At 46.7% G+C, this 17,844-nt stretch carries 15 protein-coding genes; all 15 read left to right on the top strand.

The genetic code is table 11. The features are described from left to right. The first annotated feature begins 15 nt into the window (after positions 1-15). The 15 genes from MHI14_RS25965 (at position 16) to MHI14_RS25895 (ending at position 17,825) form a co-directional block, all read left to right on the top strand. Positions 16-2,349, top strand: a complete 2,334-nt coding sequence (locus MHI14_RS25965) for a helix-turn-helix domain-containing protein (RefSeq protein WP_341131550.1) — start codon at positions 16-18, stop codon at positions 2,347-2,349. A gap of 113 nt (positions 2,350-2,462) precedes the next feature. Then, a complete protein-coding gene (locus MHI14_RS25960) occupies positions 2,463-3,356 on the top strand; it encodes an NAD(P)-dependent oxidoreductase (protein WP_341131549.1) in 894 nt (297 codons plus the stop codon). Between the two features lie 278 nt (positions 3,357-3,634). Further along, positions 3,635-4,366: a nuclease-related domain-containing protein gene (locus MHI14_RS25955; protein ID WP_017690394.1), complete on the top strand. Its 732-nt coding sequence runs from the start codon at positions 3,635-3,637 to the stop codon at positions 4,364-4,366. Between the two features lie 265 nt (positions 4,367-4,631). Beyond that, positions 4,632-5,522, top strand: coding sequence for a hypothetical protein (locus MHI14_RS25950; RefSeq protein ID WP_341131548.1), 891 nt, complete (start codon positions 4,632-4,634; stop codon positions 5,520-5,522). A 227-nt stretch (positions 5,523-5,749) separates the two neighbouring features. Further along, entirely contained in the window at positions 5,750-7,525 is a 1,776-nt protein-coding gene (locus MHI14_RS25945; RefSeq protein WP_341131547.1) for a cache domain-containing sensor histidine kinase, read from the top strand. Continuing rightward, positions 7,522-8,586, top strand: a complete 1,065-nt coding sequence (locus tag MHI14_RS25940; protein ID WP_091034399.1) for a response regulator — start codon at positions 7,522-7,524, stop codon at positions 8,584-8,586. Before MHI14_RS25945 ends, MHI14_RS25940 begins: the two co-directional genes overlap by 4 nt. 269 nt (positions 8,587-8,855) lie before the next feature. After that, positions 8,856-9,773 (top strand): ABC transporter permease, encoded by a 918-nt coding sequence (locus MHI14_RS25935; protein WP_047844113.1) that lies wholly within the window; start codon positions 8,856-8,858, stop codon positions 9,771-9,773. 14 nt (positions 9,774-9,787) lie between these two features. Then, the gene (locus MHI14_RS25930) at positions 9,788-10,657 is read left to right on the top strand and encodes a carbohydrate ABC transporter permease (RefSeq protein ID WP_036606256.1); all 870 of its coding nucleotides are present in this window, start codon (positions 9,788-9,790) and stop codon (positions 10,655-10,657) included. 72 nt (positions 10,658-10,729) lie between these two features. Continuing rightward, positions 10,730-12,373 carry an extracellular solute-binding protein gene (locus MHI14_RS25925; protein ID WP_341131546.1) on the top strand — a complete coding sequence of 548 codons (1,644 nt, stop codon included), beginning with the start codon at positions 10,730-10,732 and terminating at the stop codon, positions 12,371-12,373. Positions 12,374-12,716: 343 nt separating this feature from the next. After that, entirely contained in the window at positions 12,717-13,163 is a 447-nt protein-coding gene (locus MHI14_RS25920) for a tellurite resistance TerB family protein (RefSeq protein ID WP_036606259.1), read from the top strand. Between the two features lie 34 nt (positions 13,164-13,197). Continuing rightward, on the top strand, positions 13,198-13,791 hold the full coding sequence (locus tag MHI14_RS25915; protein ID WP_062837433.1) for a TerD family protein: 594 nt from the start codon (positions 13,198-13,200) through the stop codon (positions 13,789-13,791). 89 nt (positions 13,792-13,880) lie between these two features. Further along, positions 13,881-14,456, top strand: coding sequence for a TerD family protein (locus tag MHI14_RS25910; RefSeq protein WP_091015801.1), 576 nt, complete (start codon positions 13,881-13,883; stop codon positions 14,454-14,456). 93 nt (positions 14,457-14,549) lie between these two features. Then, positions 14,550-15,131, top strand: a complete 582-nt coding sequence (locus MHI14_RS25905) for a TerD family protein (RefSeq protein ID WP_036606267.1) — start codon at positions 14,550-14,552, stop codon at positions 15,129-15,131. Between the two features lie 25 nt (positions 15,132-15,156). Further along, positions 15,157-16,413: a TerD family protein gene (locus tag MHI14_RS25900; protein WP_091034393.1), complete on the top strand. Its 1,257-nt coding sequence runs from the start codon at positions 15,157-15,159 to the stop codon at positions 16,411-16,413. A 209-nt stretch (positions 16,414-16,622) separates the two neighbouring features. Continuing rightward, complete coding sequence (locus MHI14_RS25895) at positions 16,623-17,825, top strand: HpcH/HpaI aldolase/citrate lyase family protein (RefSeq protein WP_341131545.1); 1,203 nt, start codon at positions 16,623-16,625, stop codon at positions 17,823-17,825. Positions 17,826-17,844 lie beyond the last annotated feature (19 nt).

The raw sequence follows: 17,844 nt of genomic DNA, 5'->3' as shown, positions 1-17,844 counted from the left end.
ACGGGGGGGGAATCCATGAGACGTATCATGCATACCGTCCAATCCATATTGGATCGCTGGTTCGCAACGAATGGGTATTTGAAAAGGCTGATCTGGCTGGGCTGCATGTCGGTGGTCATTCCGGTGGTGCTTGCCGGAAGTGCTTATTATCATTTTTCTATGATCAAGTTGACCGGTCAGTTTCAGGATAACAACATGGCCTCTCTTAATTTGCTCAAAGACCGGGTCGAGAACATTCTGTCCAATATTGAGCATGAATCGATGCAGCTCGCCAGTGGTCCCCTGATGCGTAATGCACTGGGGAATGCCAATTATGAGAGCGATTACTTTCTGCATCTGGATCTGCTGGAGATGTTTCAACTTCACAAAAACACCAATAATCTTATTGAAGAAATGATCTATTTTGACGGCAAAACGGATATGGTTTTATCCCATTATTATGGATTGGTCCCGTTGGTAGATTACCGAGAGAAGCAGGATATGAAGGTCGCGCTTGAAGGAAGCCAAGGGGCAGGATGGATGTATCTGCCAGGGTCCGGAGAGGCGGGTTATATCTCCTATGTCAGACAACTGCCGATCATGGGTCAGGGGCCACCCAGTGGGGTGATCATTCTGCAGATGAAAGAACAGGCATTGCGAAGTCTGCTACGAAGTTATTCCGTTAGTCTGGAAGATCAGTCCCTGGCGATCTTGAATTCAGATCAACGAATTATTTTGCATACAGACGGACCCAAGGCGATTGGTACAGCGGCGTCTGATGATGCCATATTACAGCAGATTGCGTATCTGGAGGGGAGGGAAAGGTCAGCGCATGACGTACTGAAGGGAGAGCAGGGTAACGAACTTGTGGCTTATGTGGGGGCATCAATGGGAAGAACCTATGTGTCCCAGTTGCCGGAGCGGGAGATGATTGCCCAGTTGAACTGGATTCGCGTATTAATCCTGATCTGTGTGTCGATCTTTGTGTTCGTTGGATTACTGCTTACCTGGTTCAGCTCACGGCTGGCCTATAATCCAATTCAACAGTTGCTGCGTTACGGAGAACATCTGCGCAGAAATGGGCAGGAGTCAACTCCCCAAGGGAACGAAATTGAATATATCAGGTCTTCACTTAGTTATCTCAACGACCAGACGGAGAAGCTTAAACGTTATATTGAGGGCATACAACCTGATTTGCGTGATCGTTTCTTTCAGAAGCTCTTGCAATTCAGCGGTTCATGGAGAGGCACTCCGTTTGCTGAGGAATGCGCCAGACATGATGTTTCAACCGAAGGACAGTACATTGTGCTGGTGGTGAAAGTAGAGAATCTGGTGAAGAAGAAACGTTTTTTACCAAGTGAAGGTCCTGTCATTGTTTTCGCTTTGAAAAATGTAATGGATGAACTGCTCAGTCAGAATGATGATCTTAAAGGATACGTGGTGGATAAAAATGATAGTGACTCGGTAGCGATATTACACTTTGATGCAGAGATGTCTTCTGTTGATATAAGGCAGAGGGTATGTCGCTATGCAGAGGATATTCATGATGCTCTGAATCAGTACCTCTCCTTCTCTGGTACGGTTGGTGTGGGCCGTTCAGTTCAACTTGAAACTGTAGCAGAGTCGTTCAGGGAAGCACAGCTTGCGCTGCAATACCGATTGTTTGACGATGCGGAGAATGTCCTGTTTTACGAAGATATTGTAGCGATCGAGCGAAATCAAGTGTTTATGTATCCACGAGAGATGGAGACGGAGATGATGGAGTCATTATGGAATGGCACCCTTTCCGAAGCTGAAGATGTACTTCACAGGTTTTCCAAAAGGGTCCGTGGTTCCGAATCGTATACAATCATGATCCAGGGCTACCACATGCTGTTGTCGGCCATTATTCAATATATGGAAACCAAAGGGCCAGGCATGCTTGAACGTCTTGGTGGCAACTTGTTCGATCAGTTGCAGGAAAATCAGACGTCACGAGAGATGCATGATTGGTTTATTGGTGTGTTGTTTCCGCTATGCATAGAGATCAGTCAAGACCTCCGTACACATTCATCCCGTCATATTGTGCAGCGTGTATGCGAGCACCTTAACTTTCAACCTGAAGGTGTCCAATCCCTCTCGGATTGTGCGGAACTCGTGAACGTCAGCCCCTCCTATCTGAGCAGGCTTTTCAAGAAGGAGATGGGAGTATCCTTTATCGAATATCTGATGAATATGAAAGTGCAAAAAGCAAAGCAATTGCTAAAGGACACCGATTGTACCATTACAGAAATTGCTGAAAAGGTAGGCTATTCTGAACGTAATTTGAACCGTGCGTTTCAACGTTTCGTTCATATGTCCCCGAACCAATACCGCATGTCGGTTCGCTAGATTTGGAGACAAAAGATAGACGGCGGGGTACGAAAGCTTTAACATACAGATATAGCTATCGATCTCAGAACAAGCACCCCACAAAACTTAGAGAAATAGGGAGGAAACCTGCGATGACAATAACGACTAAGGTACCTGGAGAGACTAAGGTTGGCTTTATTGGTACAGGCGTGATGGGTAAAAGCATGGCTGGGCACATCCAGAGAGCAGGGTATCCGCTGCATGTGTACACGCGAACTGCTGCCAAAGCGGAAGCGTTGGTTAAAGAGGGTGCCGTATGGCATGACACACCAGGCAAACTGGCTGCCGCGTGTGATGTCATCATCACGATGGTGGGGTATCCGAAGGATGTGGAGGAGATTTATCTCGGTGAGGATGGGCTTGTAGCCAATGCGAAACCGGGTTCATATCTGATTGATATGACAACATCCAGTCCGTTACTGGCTGCACGAATCTTTGAAGCTGCGGAAGCCAAAGGACTGCATGCACTGGACGCACCTGTGTCGGGCGGTGATATCGGAGCGCAGAACGCGAAGCTGTCCATTATGGTTGGTGGTAGTTCGGAGGCCTTTGAAGCCGTGCGTCCGCTGTTTGAGCAGATGGGCAGCAACATTGTGCTGCAAGGCAAGGCGGGAGCCGGACAGCATACCAAAATGTGCAACCAAATTGCCATTGCCTCTGGCATGATGGGCGTATGCGAAGCACTAGCCTATGCCAAGACGTCTGGTCTGGACGCGGAGACCGTGCTGAAGAGCATTGCTACCGGTGCAGCCGGAAGCTGGTCACTCAGCAATCTCGGTCCGCGCATGATCGGAGGCGATTATGAGCCTGGATTCTATGTGAAACATTTTATCAAAGACATGGGAATTGCACTGGAGTCTGCAAAAGCGATGGGCATGAAAACACCTGGGTTGGCTCTGGCCGAATCTCTGTATCAGGAAATAGCGAATAATGGTCTGGAAGAGAAGGGTACACAGGTGCTCTACACCTATTATCTTCAGGCTTAACATCCAAGAGAACAGCAGCGTATTCTTTTTCTATTCAGGAAAGGGTTGCGCTGCTTTTTTTCAATTTTGCGGTTTGTTTATGCGTCTAAAGTCACGGAATTGGTTAAATGTTCATATGTACTTTGCGTTTTAGAGAGATTTTGATCGTTTTCCCTTTATTTTTACCCCGCTTTATCCGACATAAGTAATAGAAGTTTACATAATGAATATGTCAAAGGATGTTATTCCTCCTGTAATGGTCACCCGTAACCCACACTATAATAGAACGGAGCTTGCCCATGTTCAAGAAAATCCTGTCTCTGTTCAAGACACAACCAGAGCTTGCGAACCAGATTACAGCCTCCGCTTCAGCGTTACCATCAACGACAACCATTCCCCCGCGTATGGTCCGTAGTAAGCGCAAGAAAAAAGCGGAAGGGGATTGGACACGCCAGCCGGAGGAGCCTAGCACAGCAGATCAGCTGATAGGTCTTCCAAGTCAATATAAAGTGCTGAACGACCTGCTCGTTACCAATCCGAAGTCACGCTCCGGTTATTCGCAGATTGATCATGTCGTGATCGGTCCTCGGGCAATCTTTGTGATCGAAACCCGAAATCTGACGACAGGTGAGATTCGCGGCGGACGAAGAGAGGCCAATTGGTCGGTCAGCAGCAGCCGGGTCAAAATGTACAATCCACTCATGCAGCATCGTGCCCATGTTGAAGCCATTCATGCACACCTCGGAGACTACAAAAGAGTACGTCTCGTCTCCATGGTGACCTTCACCAACCGTTGCCGCATCAGTGTTGATCCTGCTGTGAGGTATGTGAATTCGGATGAACTGATCATCTACGATCATGAATTGGTGGAAACGATTCAGCGCAAGACGGAACGACTTGAGACTGAGGTTCCCGAAACCGTATTTCAAGAGAAGGATATCCAGGCGATCTACGCTCTGTTATCATCGGTCAATTCCACGGATCCTCAGATTCGGTCAGAGCATATGGAGAAGGCTAAAGGTATCAAATAATTACGCTTCACGAACACTGTTGTCCATACGGGCGGCAGTGTTTTTGTGTTGCGGTGGTAGTTAATGCGCGCCTAGTAAAAGGCTTTAGACACAGGTATATCGTCGTATACAACCGATTTTTAACTTATGATAGAATGTAGACCATGTCCAATTGTGTGAATCAAGCATGTTATATGAAAGGATATTTTTGTAAGTAAGTGTTCAAGTCTTGGAGCAGAGGTTAATGGTTCTCAGGAATATACATACGATAGGGGAAGATTATACGATGAAATGGAATTATACGATAAAGACGTTCACAGTTATGCTCGGTTTGGCAGCGATTCTGACAGCTTGTGGTGGCGGAGCGAAAGAGACGTCATCGCCGGAGTCTGCTTCCGGTACAGAAGTTGCTTCGTCAGAGACAAGTAGCTCAAATGCGACCGTAACGGAAACCGCAGCAACCGGTTCGAATGGGAGTGAGGAGACAGGTTCAACTACAGAAGAATCTTCTTCAGCCGACGACGGCAAGATTGGAAAGGACTCCACATTGGAAGAGTTGAAGCAGCAGTATGCCGATAAGCTCGGTTATATCCGTATCCCGCTTACGGATCATCCAGTGCGTCGGGTCAGTGAGGCGGGTTCCAAAAATATTAATGTAGCCAATTATAGCGATGCCGTTGTGGACATGAATGCAGAGGTTCCCATTCATTCCGATTCGCAGCGGTTAATCGATGATGCTTTTCCGTTTTTTACGACCGTACAAGCACCAGATGAATCTTATATAACTTGGGAAGAAGCAACCAATCTGGAGCGTGCCATGGTGAAAACACTGTTTATCGCCCGTGAAGGTCTGCTGATCACCGAAGATGCGATGAAAAATAAGGATTATAACAGTTCATCGTTCCAGGATTCCAAGGATTTCTTCAGGGTCACAGCGAAATTTGAATCCATGGCACCTGTTGCACAACATCCGCGTGACATCACGTTGAGTACGCTATACGACAAGGCCCGCACGTCGTGGGGCAAGCTTGCTGCGATGGACCCGGAGCAGGATGAAGCGGCGTTTGCCGAGATGTATAAGACGACGAGAACCGATGCCAATAATGCCATGGGGTTGCTTAATGTTCTGTTGTCTACGAATGAGGAAGAACGGATCAAAGAGATTTACGGGGAATAAAAATGCCGTGATTCAGAGTTAATCTGGATCATCCCGGTAACATGTCTGGATCACATGCCTTCAAACTCTGACTACCGATTGAAGCGGGGTCAGGGTTTTTCTGGTTTTTTCCAATAGGTGTATGATATGTTTTTAGGTGTAAGACATGTACGGAATATAGGTGAGGTGTGTGAAAGATGTGGTGGATGAACTTTTGTAAACGCTTTAAATTTAAAACGAAGCTAATCTTGTTTTTATCTACCGCAACGGTCTTAATCTCCGGAATCACAGGATTGATCACCTATCGCATTCATATCGACCTGTTCAATGAAGAGGTCAGTCGCCAGTATAGTCTTACCGCAGAGCAGATTCTTGCACGTCTGGATTCCAGGGTACACGACATGTATAAAGTCACCGATTATATCACACTGAATCCCTCCGTAAAAAATGCCATCAAAGCACAGACCTCCGGCATCTCGTCCTATGATCAGATGAAGCTGGAAGATGAACTGGATGATCAGTTGTATCAGGTAAGGCTGGATGCACCGGAGATCATGGGGCTCCGCATATATGACCTGAAGGAAAACATATTTAATCTCGGCGCCTTTGCTGGCTCATTTCAACAGATGGATCCTTCCTATCTGGCAGAGATGGTTCATAGACTGGAAGGAACGGGCGGCGAATATGGTTGGAATCGTTTGGGGCCGGATGCTTTCTTGCAGGAGGAACAATCCAATTGGATTTTGGCGGGACGATTAATGCGGTCTGTTGATCTGGAGACCTATGGCGTAATGTTAATTCTGTTTAACACCTCGTTGTTCGAATCGTATCTCAAAGATCTGCGACTGAACGAGGAAGTTGCTGTCTACTTGTTTGACGCAGATGGTGAGCTTCTTTATGCCTTTCATAATCAGGATGCGGATCCACCACCACTTACCGAGCTAAGCCTAGGGGCGACTGAGATCAGGGACGAGCAGGGAACAACCCAATTGTATACGAAGCAAACGTCAGACAAAGCGGGTTTCACCCTGGTCAGCAAGGTCTCACTCGCTCAGATTCAGAACAAGGGAAAGATCATTGTAAAAGTTGCTGTGTTTTCTGCGGTAGCCAGCATATTATGCTCCTGGTTCATCATTACCGTAATTAGCGGCAGACTGTTGCGTCCACTTGCGAGTCTAGTCAACGCGATGAAAAGAGTGCGTGATGGACAGTTCGATACACGGGTACGGATCGAGACACGGGATGAGCTCGGTTTCATCGGTGAACGATTCAATGCAATGGCTTCCCGGATTGATACGCTTATACATGAAGTGTACGAGCGGGAGCTCAGTGAAAAAGAAGCTGAACTCAAAGCTATTCAGGCCCAGCTGAATCCCCATTTTCTGTATAACACCTTGAGCATGTTTTTCTGGAAGTTCTATATGCTTGGTGATGAGAAATCGGCTCGCCTGGTCACTGCCTTGTCCGAGATGCTGCAGTATACGCTGGAACCCGTGCAGCAACTGACGACCGTGCAGGATGAGATGAAGCAAATTGATCATTACCTGCAGATTCAGCAGGCCCGGTATCAGGAAGCCTTGTCGATTGAAATTGCCGTTTCTGCTGAATTGCTTCGCTGTCAGGTGATCCGACTGTTGCTTCAGCCCATCGTGGAGAATGTTTTTGTTCATGCCTTCTCGGACAAAAGGAGCAACCGCCATCTGGAGATTCGTGGCTCGCGGCAAAACGGGCATGAAGGAGAGCCGGATCTGCTCATCATTGAAATTTCAGATAACGGCTGCGGCATGCATGCATCGGTCATTGAACGCATTATTACGCCAGTGGCACATGCAGATGAGGAACGTCAGCACATTGGCATGCGGAGTGTACTTCGAAGAATTGAGTTGATACACGGTGAACCCTACGGTGTACAGATCGAGTCGATTGTGGGAGAGGGAACGCTAGTACGTCTTCGTTTGCCTTATCAGATCGGTGAGGACTCATGCCGGGAAATTCAGGTGACTGAGAGGAGTAGGTTCTGTTGAATGGACGTATGCTCGTAGTGGATGATGAAGCATTATTTCGTCAGGGTCTGATTCATCTGGTTCGTAATAACCCCCTCGGGTGGGAGGTCGTTGGGGAAGCGGCCGATGGAGAAGAAGCGATACAGGCTGTACACAGCTGCACACCTGATCTGATCATTACGGACATCAACATGCCTGTGATGGATGGTCTAGATATGGCCGAACGCATACACGAGAGTGGACTGGACATTATGATTATCATTTTGACAGGTTATCGTGAGTTCGAATATGCACAGCGTGCCATCCGGTATGGGGCAATTGAATTTTTGTTAAAGCCGTTCTCGCTTGATGAAGCATGTCAGGTGTTACAAAAGGCACATGAACGATATCGCCGAAAACAGTCCGACATTCGGATCAGGGAACAATACAGCCAGGTGGACCGTACCGAGAGACTGCGAGAGGAACTGACTTCGTTGCTGCTCCACCATCAATTCGGATCGATAATGAATCGGATAGAGATGTTGCTAGAAGAAGCGTCCGGGATGAGCTTGTCACAAGGCAAAGCGGAGATTCATATGCTTATGAAGGTCATGACGGACTTACTGGTACAACAGCTTCAGCCTCAGGAATCCGGTGGTATGGACCCCACTTCCCCAGATCCACTGCTCTGGATTCATACCATACCTGAAGTCATCGCTTGGGCGAGATGCAAGAGCGAAGAGTGGCTGGATATGCTGATGCGGCTAACTCAGGAACAGCAGGATCATGTCGTTACACGAGTTATACAGTATATTGAAATGAACTATTCCAGCACATGCACGTTGCAGGCCGTGGCTGCCCATGTTCATGTGACACCCAACTACTTGAGCCATTTGTTCAAAAAAGAGACAGGACAAGGCTTTAGCCAATATGTCAGCAAGCGCCGAATTGATAAGGCGAAACTGCTGCTGCATAGCACTCGGCAGAGTATGGCAGATATCGCGGAACTGACCGGGTTCGATAACTCCAGTTATTTTACAACCGTATTCAAACAGATGACGGGGGTATCGCCCCGCGAATATCGCAAGCAAGTAGCCAAGTGAAGTGCCCGGTAGCAATCCTCCTTGAACTGCTGCAGGGTCACAATTAAAGAAGCCTTCTCTTAATATCTGTTCGTTTCCAAGGTCAACCCCACCATGTGGGGTTATTTTTGCGTAGAAAATTATAAAAGGATCGTTAAATAACAAATGTTTACGCTTACATTTTTATCTAAAATACAACTATAGTACATCAACAGCAGAGAGGAGTGATGGATGTGAAGGGGGAACTGACCGCAGGTCCGCCGTCTGGATTACAACCGCCGGACAGTGAAATGAAGCATCGGATTCGGCAGCAGCGGCTTCGACGATTCAAGATGAATATTCCGTTAATCTTGATGTTTGTTCCGGTGATTATGTTCTACCTTACCTTTCGTTATGCACCCATCGGAGGGCTGGTCATGGCCTTCAAGGACTACAACTTCTATGATGGGCTGTGGAACAGTCCATGGGTGGGCTTTCAGCATTTTCAGACGCTGTTCAGTGATCCGCGCACGGTGGAGATTATTCGCAACACCTTGTTCCTCAGTCTGTTAAGCATCATTATCGGGTTTCCTATTCCGATCATTCTGGCCATTATGCTGAATGAAGTGCGAAACATGGCCTTTAAGCGAACGGTGCAGACGGTGGTCTATATGCCACACTTCTTTTCCTGGGTCATCATTGCGATGATGATCATGACGGTTTTCTCTTTGGAAAATGGGATCGTCAACCGCTGGGTCGAGGCCTGGACGGGAGCACCTTATCCGTTCATGTACAACAAGGGTTCGTGGGTTGCGGTGTTTGTTGGCTCAGGGATCTGGAAGGACATGGGCTTCAATGCCATCATTTTTCTCGCGGCACTAACGACCATTGATCCGAGCCAATACGAGGCTGCACAGATGGATGGGGCCAGTAAAATGCGCCAGATCTGGCATGTCACCCTTCCGGGTATACGCTCCACCATTATTCTTCTGCTGATTCTTTCGATGGGGCGGGTGATGGAGGTCGGATTCGACCAGGTGTATATGCTTCAGAATTCCAATGTCAATGAGATAGCGGATGTAATCAGTACCTATATCTACCGCACCGGTCTTCAGGGAGCACAGTTCAGCCTGACAACGGCGATGGGATTGTTCGAATCACTGGTTGCATTTATCCTCATTTTCAGTGCAAATTATATCGCGCGTCGATTTAACGAAGGTTTGTGGTAGGGAGGGAGAACAGCATGAGAAAAACCAAAGGAGAAAAAGTCTTTTATCTAATCAATTATGTATTGTTGTCATTGGTTGCCGTCAGCTGTATCCTGCCCTTACTGAACATTGTTGCCTTGTCATTTAGTGATGCGAGAGCGGTTGTTTCAGGTCAAGTGGGGTTATGGCCCGTCGATTTCACCTGGTTCTCCTATCACAGCCTAATTACGGGAACGCCGATTCTAAATGCATTCTGGAACAGTGTGGAGATCACATTGATCGGTACAGGGCTCAGCATGGCGGTGACGATTATGGCGGCATATCCGCTGTCACGTAGACATTTTTATCACCGGCGCTTCTTTACGATGGCGATGGTGTTCACGATGATTTTTAACGGTGGACTCATCCCGACTTATTTGGTCGTGCAAAATCTCGGTCTTGTGAACAGTTACGGCGCCCTTTGGCTACCGGGCCTGGTGAGCACTTACAACATGCTGATTATGCGATCTTATTTTGAAAATCTGCCGGGGGAAGTGGACGAGGCTGCGCGCATCGATGGTTGTGGTGAACTGGGGCTTTTGTTCCGAATCGTGTTGCCATTATCCAAACCTTTGCTGGCGACTATTGCTCTCTTTTACGGCGTGGGTTACTGGAATTCGTTCATGAGCGTGATGATTTATATCAATGATACGTCCAAATACAACATGACCGTGCTCGTCCAAAATATGATTATGTCCAATCTGAATGTACAGGATTTTACCGATCCAACGATGATATCGAATCTGACCCCGGAAGGCATCCGGGCAGCAGCTGTCATTGTGATGGTTATACCCATTTTGGCAGTGTATCCGTTCTTGCAGAAGTACTTCGTTAAAGGGGTCATGCTTGGATCAATTAAAGGTTAAAGCAGGCTGTGGGTTAACCCGCATAGGTTCATATTACAGGAGAGAAAGAGGGTCTTATCTATGGCGTTAACGATGAAGGCATGGATGAAGTCGGGTCTCGTTCTGGGCTTGATCGGTGGTTTGCTGGCGGGATGTACAGGAGGTAACGGTAGCGAACAGGCGGAAGGTGAAGGCAACAGGGGGAGCATCACGTCAACGATCTATGATCGGGGCGCGGTCCCAAGCGGCATGGGTACGATCGAAGATAATATGTGGTCCAAGTGGATTAACGAGAATGGCCCGGCAAATGTAAAATATACAGCAGTTCCCCGCTGGGAATCTCAGTCGAAACTTAACGTATTATTCGCTTCTGGCAGCGCACCAGATATCATTTTTGAATTCGGTACGCCGATCCGTAACACACTGTTTAATCAGAAACAGCTGATGCCGCTGGATGAGTTGATCGAGAACTCGAGTGTGGAATACAAAGCCTTGATGGAGAAATATCCCCAGCTCAAGAAGGCTGGCATCAAAAGCGATGGTAAGCTCTATGAAGTGGGACGTATGAACGAGGTGTTTCCACTAACGAGCTTTTTCATCCGGGAAGATTGGCTGGAAAAGTTGAATCTGGAGGTACCGACCAATGAGGAAGAGATGTTGGCGGTAGCCAAGGCCTTCACGGAGAATGATCCCGATGGAAACGGAGCTAATGATACATATGGCATCGGTGGATTTCAGTTCGGCGATACAGCGGGTCTGTTTCGCTATATGTACAACGCCAACTGGGTGAATGTGGAGGACGGAGAGATGGTAGTTGGTCCCAACAACATGAAAGAAGCCACGGCATTCAAACGTGCATTATATGAAGCAGGTGTGGTCGATAAGGACTTATTGACCGACAAGGACGGGGCCAAGGCGAAGCAGGATTTCCTGAATGGCAAAATCGGTATGTACGCGGCCATGACTTCGGATTATACCGGGTTTGCAGCGAAGGAACTGGATACACTGATGCAGAATGTTCCTGAGGCCAAATTAAAGGTCATCGCTCTGCCAACCACGTCCGTAGGACAGCACACGATGGTGTGGAATAACCCCGTTCAGATGACTGCAGCTGTGAATGCGCGAGCCAAAAATCCGGAAGCAGTTATGCAATATATCGATTTTCTTACCAAAACAGAGTCAGGGCGAACCTTCAAAAATGGATTTGAAAACACGCATTACACGCTGAACGATCAAGGCTGTCCGCGCATCTCTGATCAGGAGAAATACAAGCAGGAGATCAGCTGGGCAGGCGATTACGCCATGTTGTACAGCCGTCTGGAGGAAGGCAAATGCGGGTATACAGAAATGCTGTTCAGCGAAGAGATCCCGTCGCAGAAGGAAGGACTTCGACTATTCAAGGAAGCGCGTGAGGTATACATGACGGATCTTCCGGTAGGAGAGGGTGTTACCCATTCAGAACATATGCCGCAGCTACCCAAGGAGCTTCAGGTGAAGTTGACCAATGTGACAACAGCGATCAACGATATTTTTACCCGTTCCATCATTGGCGGAAGCAAATATACGGTCGAACAGGCAGCTACGGAAGCACAGCAGAAGTGGGAACAAGGCGGTGGCCCGGAGATTGAAGCATGGTACAAAGACTGGTGGAGCAAGGAAAAGGATAATGTACTAGTCTGGGACGATTTTTATGAAATCTATGAACAACAACAGGCTGATTTTGAAAAAGCAGAGTGAATTAAAGGATTCATATCATTTATAAAATTTATAATTTTGGTGTTGGTAGAAATAAGCGCTCTGATCCCCTGATCAGAGCCTTTTTATGTTTGGACTTCAAATAGGGGAATATTTGTCTGAAAAATGAAGTGAATAGAAAGTTCTCGCATCTCGCTTGAAACTATATCCAGAACGATGCGTATCATAAGGTATTAATTGTTTTTTAATGTAGAATATTGCCGTATTTCAGAGTATAGTTAAGGAATAATTTAACTTATATTCAACATGATGTAGACATGAAAGTTACTGAAAAATCTTGAAAATAATGTACGGAACACCAGGTTGAAACTATTGGAGGTTGAGTATGAGTTCATTTAAAAGCTGGTTAAATTCAACAAAACAAGGACTTGAAGAGCAAGTCAAAAAGTTTAAAAATAAAGATTTTATGGATGCCGTGGTTGCAGGATGTGCACTGGTTGCTTTTGCAGATGGTTCCATTGACGAAGCGGAAAAGAACAAGATGGCCGGTTATATCAACCTGAGTCAGGAATTGAAAGTATTTGATATGGCTGAAGTGATTACACGCTTTAATCATTATGTCGCGAACTTTGAGTTCTCTCCAGAGATCGGGAAGCAGGAAGCGCTGAAAGCCATTGGGAAATTCAAAGCCAAGCCGGATGTAGGACGCGTTATTGTGGGCGTATGCAGTGCGATTGGTTCAGCTGACGGCAACTTTGATGATCAGGAGAAAAGAGTCGTTGCCGAGATATGCATCGTACTTGGACTGAACCCGAGTGAATTCAATCTCTAAGCAGCTATTTACATATGAAGGGAGGTGAAAATCAGTGGCAAGCATTAATTTGGTCAAAGGACAGAAAATTGATTTAACCAAAGGCAATGCAGGACTTACTGAGGTGATTGCTGGCCTCGGTTGGGACCCGGTAACTGCCAAAGGTTTCTTTGGAAGAAAAAAACAAGCGGATATCGATTGTGATGCATCGGCGATCATGTTGAATGAGGAAGGCAAGTTGGTCAAGGATTCCAACCTGGTTTGCTTCCACAACAAGCAAAGTGCATGTCGTTCGGTTATCCATTCAGGTGACAATTTAACAGGACAGGGAGACGGTGACGACGAACAGATCAAAATGGATCTGTCCCGTATTCCTGCTGATGTTCATAAAGTATTAATCGTTGTTAATATCTATGATTGTGTCAATCGCAAGCAAGATTTTGGCATGATTGAGAAGGCTTATATTCGTATTCTGGATGGTAAAAATTCCAGTGAGCTCGTGAAGTTCAATCTATCCGATAACTACACAGGTTCAACAGCGTTGATCTGTGGTGAATTGTATCGTCATGGAGGCGAATGGAAATTCTCGGCAATTGGAGAGGGTTCCCATGCGGTACATATCAATGAACTCGCTCGCAGGTACTCCTAAGTACAAGATTTAACCTAAATCGACAATAATCCTGATATTCATATGTCACGATAATACAATACACTTAAATAAGCGAGGATGATCATACGATGGCAATTAATCTTTCTAAAGGTCAAAAAATCGATCTGACTAAAACGAACCCAGGTTTGACAAAAATCACAGTAGGTTTGGGCTGGGATACCAATAAGTATGATGGCGGAAAAGATTTTGACCTGGATGTATCGGTATTCTGTGCCAATGCAAACGGTAAAGTAGAAGGCGAGAAAAACTTCATCTTCTTCAACAATCCACAAAATGAAAATGGTTCTGTTGTTCACACCGGTGACAACCGTACAGGAGATGGCGATGGTGATGATGAGCAGATCAATATCGACCTGCCTAACGTACCCGCAAATGTAGAGAAAATTGCATTCTCTATTACGATCTACGAAGCTACAGAACGTAGCCAGAACTTTGGACAAGTCTCCCGTGCTTATGTGCGAATCGTCAATGAAGCAAACAACGAAGAACTGATTCGTTTCGACCTGGGAGAAGACTTCTCCATTGAAACGGGTGTAGTTGTTGGTGAATTGTATCGTCATAACGGTGAGTGGAAGTTCAGTGCCATTGGTAGTGGTTACCAGGATGGATTGGTTGGATTGACACGCGATTACGGTTTGCAATAGGACGTACAGAACGACTTACAGGATGGGAAGAACCGTCTCCTGGACGGTTCTCCTTTTCATTTAATCACATATTTTGGAAAGGTGGAAAAACAAATGACGATCAGTCTTGCCAAAGGACAACGTATTGACCTGACTAAGACGAATCCGGGCCTTACCCGTGTGGTAGTTGGTTTAGGTTGGGACACAAACAAATATAGTGGTGGAGTCGATTTTGACCTGGACGCTTCGGCTTTTTTGTTGTACGAAGATGGAAAAGCCAAAGGTACGGATGACTTTGTTTTTTACAACAATCCAAGCGGCGGTGCGGGTTCAGTGACACATACCGGTGATAATCGTACGGGTGAGGGTGACGGCGATGATGAGCAAGTTGTCGTTGATTTTAGCAAAATCCCTGCGCACATTCACCGGATCGGAATTACGGTAACGATCTACGATGGAGATGGACGAGGGCAGAATTTTGGACAAGTCTCCAATGCTTTTGTTCGTGTTGTAGATGCTGCAAGTGATCGGGAAGTGCTTCGGTTCGACCTCGGAGAGGACTACTCTACAGAAACAGCTGTGGTGTTCTGTGAGTTTTACCGTGCAGGTGCGGACTGGAAATTCCAGGCGGTCGGCAGCGGCTTCACAGGTGGACTATCTGCTTTATGCAAAAATTACGGACTGGATGCACAATAACTTGGCATAGAAAGGTGAGTCTGCTATGGCAATTTCTGTCGTGAAAGGCCAGAAGAGTGATCTGACCAAAACCAATCCGGGCTTGTCCCGTCTAACGGTAGGCATTGGTTGGGAGGCAGCCTCGGGTGTGGAGCTGGACACATCAGCATTCCTTCTGGGTTCAGACAATAAAGTGGCTGGAGATGAGGATTTTATCTTTTATAATCAGCCCTCTACCTCGTTCATCACGTATATGGATGGTGGACAGGTTGGTGGCGAGAAGAAACAATTCGCCATTGATCTTGGCAAAATCCCTGCCCGAATTGAGAAAATCGCCTTCAGTCTGACGATTCATGATGGGGAAGCACGACGCCATCATTTTGGACAGGTTCAGCATGGTTTTCTACGGTTTGCCAATGCAGCTACAGGTCAGGAAGTGATGAGATATGATCTGGGAAGCGGTTTTACAGTAGAGACCGCGATTGTCATCGGTGAATTGTATCGTCATAACGGAGAATGGAAGTTCAATGCGATAGGGTCGGGTTTTGCAGGTGGTTTGGATGCACTCTGCGCTAACTTTGGTGTGGATGTGGATGGTGGATCGGACCCTGCACCAACGACTTCAACCGTTCCTCCGACAGCTTTACCGACTCCACCACCCCCGGTGCCCGCACCAGAACCGACGCCTTCTCCTGTGAATTCGATCAATTTCAGCAAAATTGAATTGAAGAAGAAGGGGGACACCATTAACCTCAAGAAAAATGCGGGGGGACTTGGTGAAATCCTGATTAACCTCAACTGGAATCAACAGGGTAGCAAAGGGTTATTTGGTCGCAGCAAGAGTGTGGATCTGGACTTGGGCTGCCTGTTCGAGATGAAGGATGGTACACGAGATGTGATTCAGGCCTTGGGACAAACGTTTGGTTCACTGAACCGTTTCCCTTACATTGCACTGGATGGGGATGACCGGACGGGATCGGTTAAGACGGGAGAGAATCTGCGGATTAATGGTGCCCGTATCTCGGAAATTGAGCGCATCTTGGTATTCACCTATATTTATGGTGGTGTGGCCAACTGGTCTCAAGTAGACGGTGTGGTAACTATCCAGCAGAAGGACGGCCCGGATATCATTGTCCGAATGAATGAATACGGGAGCCCGCTTGGCATGTGTGGTATCGCGATGTTACGCAATGTGAACAATGAGACATTCAGTATTGAACGAATCGTGCAGTTCTATAATGGGCATCAGGCGTTGGACGAGGCTCATGATTGGGGAATGCAGTGGGTTGCGGGAAGAAAGTAATCATTTGTATTTATTCAATATATAAACGCTGTATCGGTCAGCACCATTGCAAGGATACTGTTGACCAACGTTATCCTCGATAATAGACCATCAATCCCTCCAGACTAAGGAGGGATTGGTTTTTATGCCCCGACAGCTGGAATCAACTATTGCAGATTGGCTATTGCCAAAGGTGCGAGGAGGAGACAATCCTGAAATATTTTAACTTTTTGAGTCTGGAAGAAGAAGATACTTTATTTTTCTCTTCACCCGTCTCGTTCAATCACCGGACATCCAAAGATCTACTGGCATATGCTGTTGGGGCTGCTTTATATATGCCCGCGACGCGCACACATATCGCGGACGACATTATGAATGGTAAACATGAAGGTCTGACGACCATTATTATTGATCTGGAGGACGCTGTGGGTGACGACCAAGTAGAGTTTGCCGAGCAGTGTCTGGTACAGCATCTAACTCAACTGATGACTTATATGGAGACAGGCATGCTGAGTCAGGATCAAATGCCTCTTCTGTTTGCTCGTGTACGTTCACCACAACAGTTGGAACGTCTCATTGATACGTTGGGAGAACTGGTGTCCATGCTGACAGGCGTGGCATTGCCCAAGTTTTGCGTGGACAATGGAAGAGCTTATTTTGACCAGATCCGCAAGTATAATCAACGGAAACCGGATCATTATCCCGTTCTCTATGGAATGCCTATATTGGAAACGGCTTCAATTATATATCGGGAGACACGTTGGGAGACCTTACTGGGCCTTCGAAACATCCTCGATGAAAATGTTGAATATGTACTCAATGTACGCATTGGCGCGACCGATTTCTCCAGCCTTTTTGGACTACGCCGAAGCCCGGAATTGACCATATACGATATCGCCACGATCCGTGACTGCATCTCGGATATTATCAATCTGTTTGGTCGGATGGACAAGCCGTATGTGATCTCGGGTCCTGTCTGGGAATATTTCAGTCAGCGGGAGCGCGTGTTCAAACCTCAATTACGACAGACTCCATTCGAAGAAACCCTTGGCAAATCAGGGCTGCATCTGAGAATGAAATATATTACGAACACAATGGATGGATTGATGCGTGAAGTCATGATGGACAAGGAAAATGGAATTGTAGGCAAAACGATCATTCATCCTTCTCATATTAAGCCCGTACAAGCGATGTACGTTGTTACACATGAGGAATATTCCGATGCACAAGACATCATCGCCCGTAATGACGGTAGCCTGGGTGTGTTCAAAAGTAATTACTATAACAAAATGAATGAGATTAAACCACACTTGAGCTGGGCGAATCGAATTCTAATCCGATCACAAATATATGGGGTGTTACATGAACAGCAGCATTTTGTCGGGCTCTTGCCCAAGCATGAGCAACAACATAACTACGTTCCCAATTCTTGATCAATTCAGTCTGAACGTT

This window comes from Paenibacillus sp. FSL K6-2393 (genome assembly GCF_038002545.1).
Lineage (GTDB): Bacteria > Bacillota > Bacilli > Paenibacillales > Paenibacillaceae > Paenibacillus.
The sequence above is the reverse complement of the archived record's forward strand: the minus strand, read 5'-3'. Positions and strand labels throughout refer to the sequence as shown.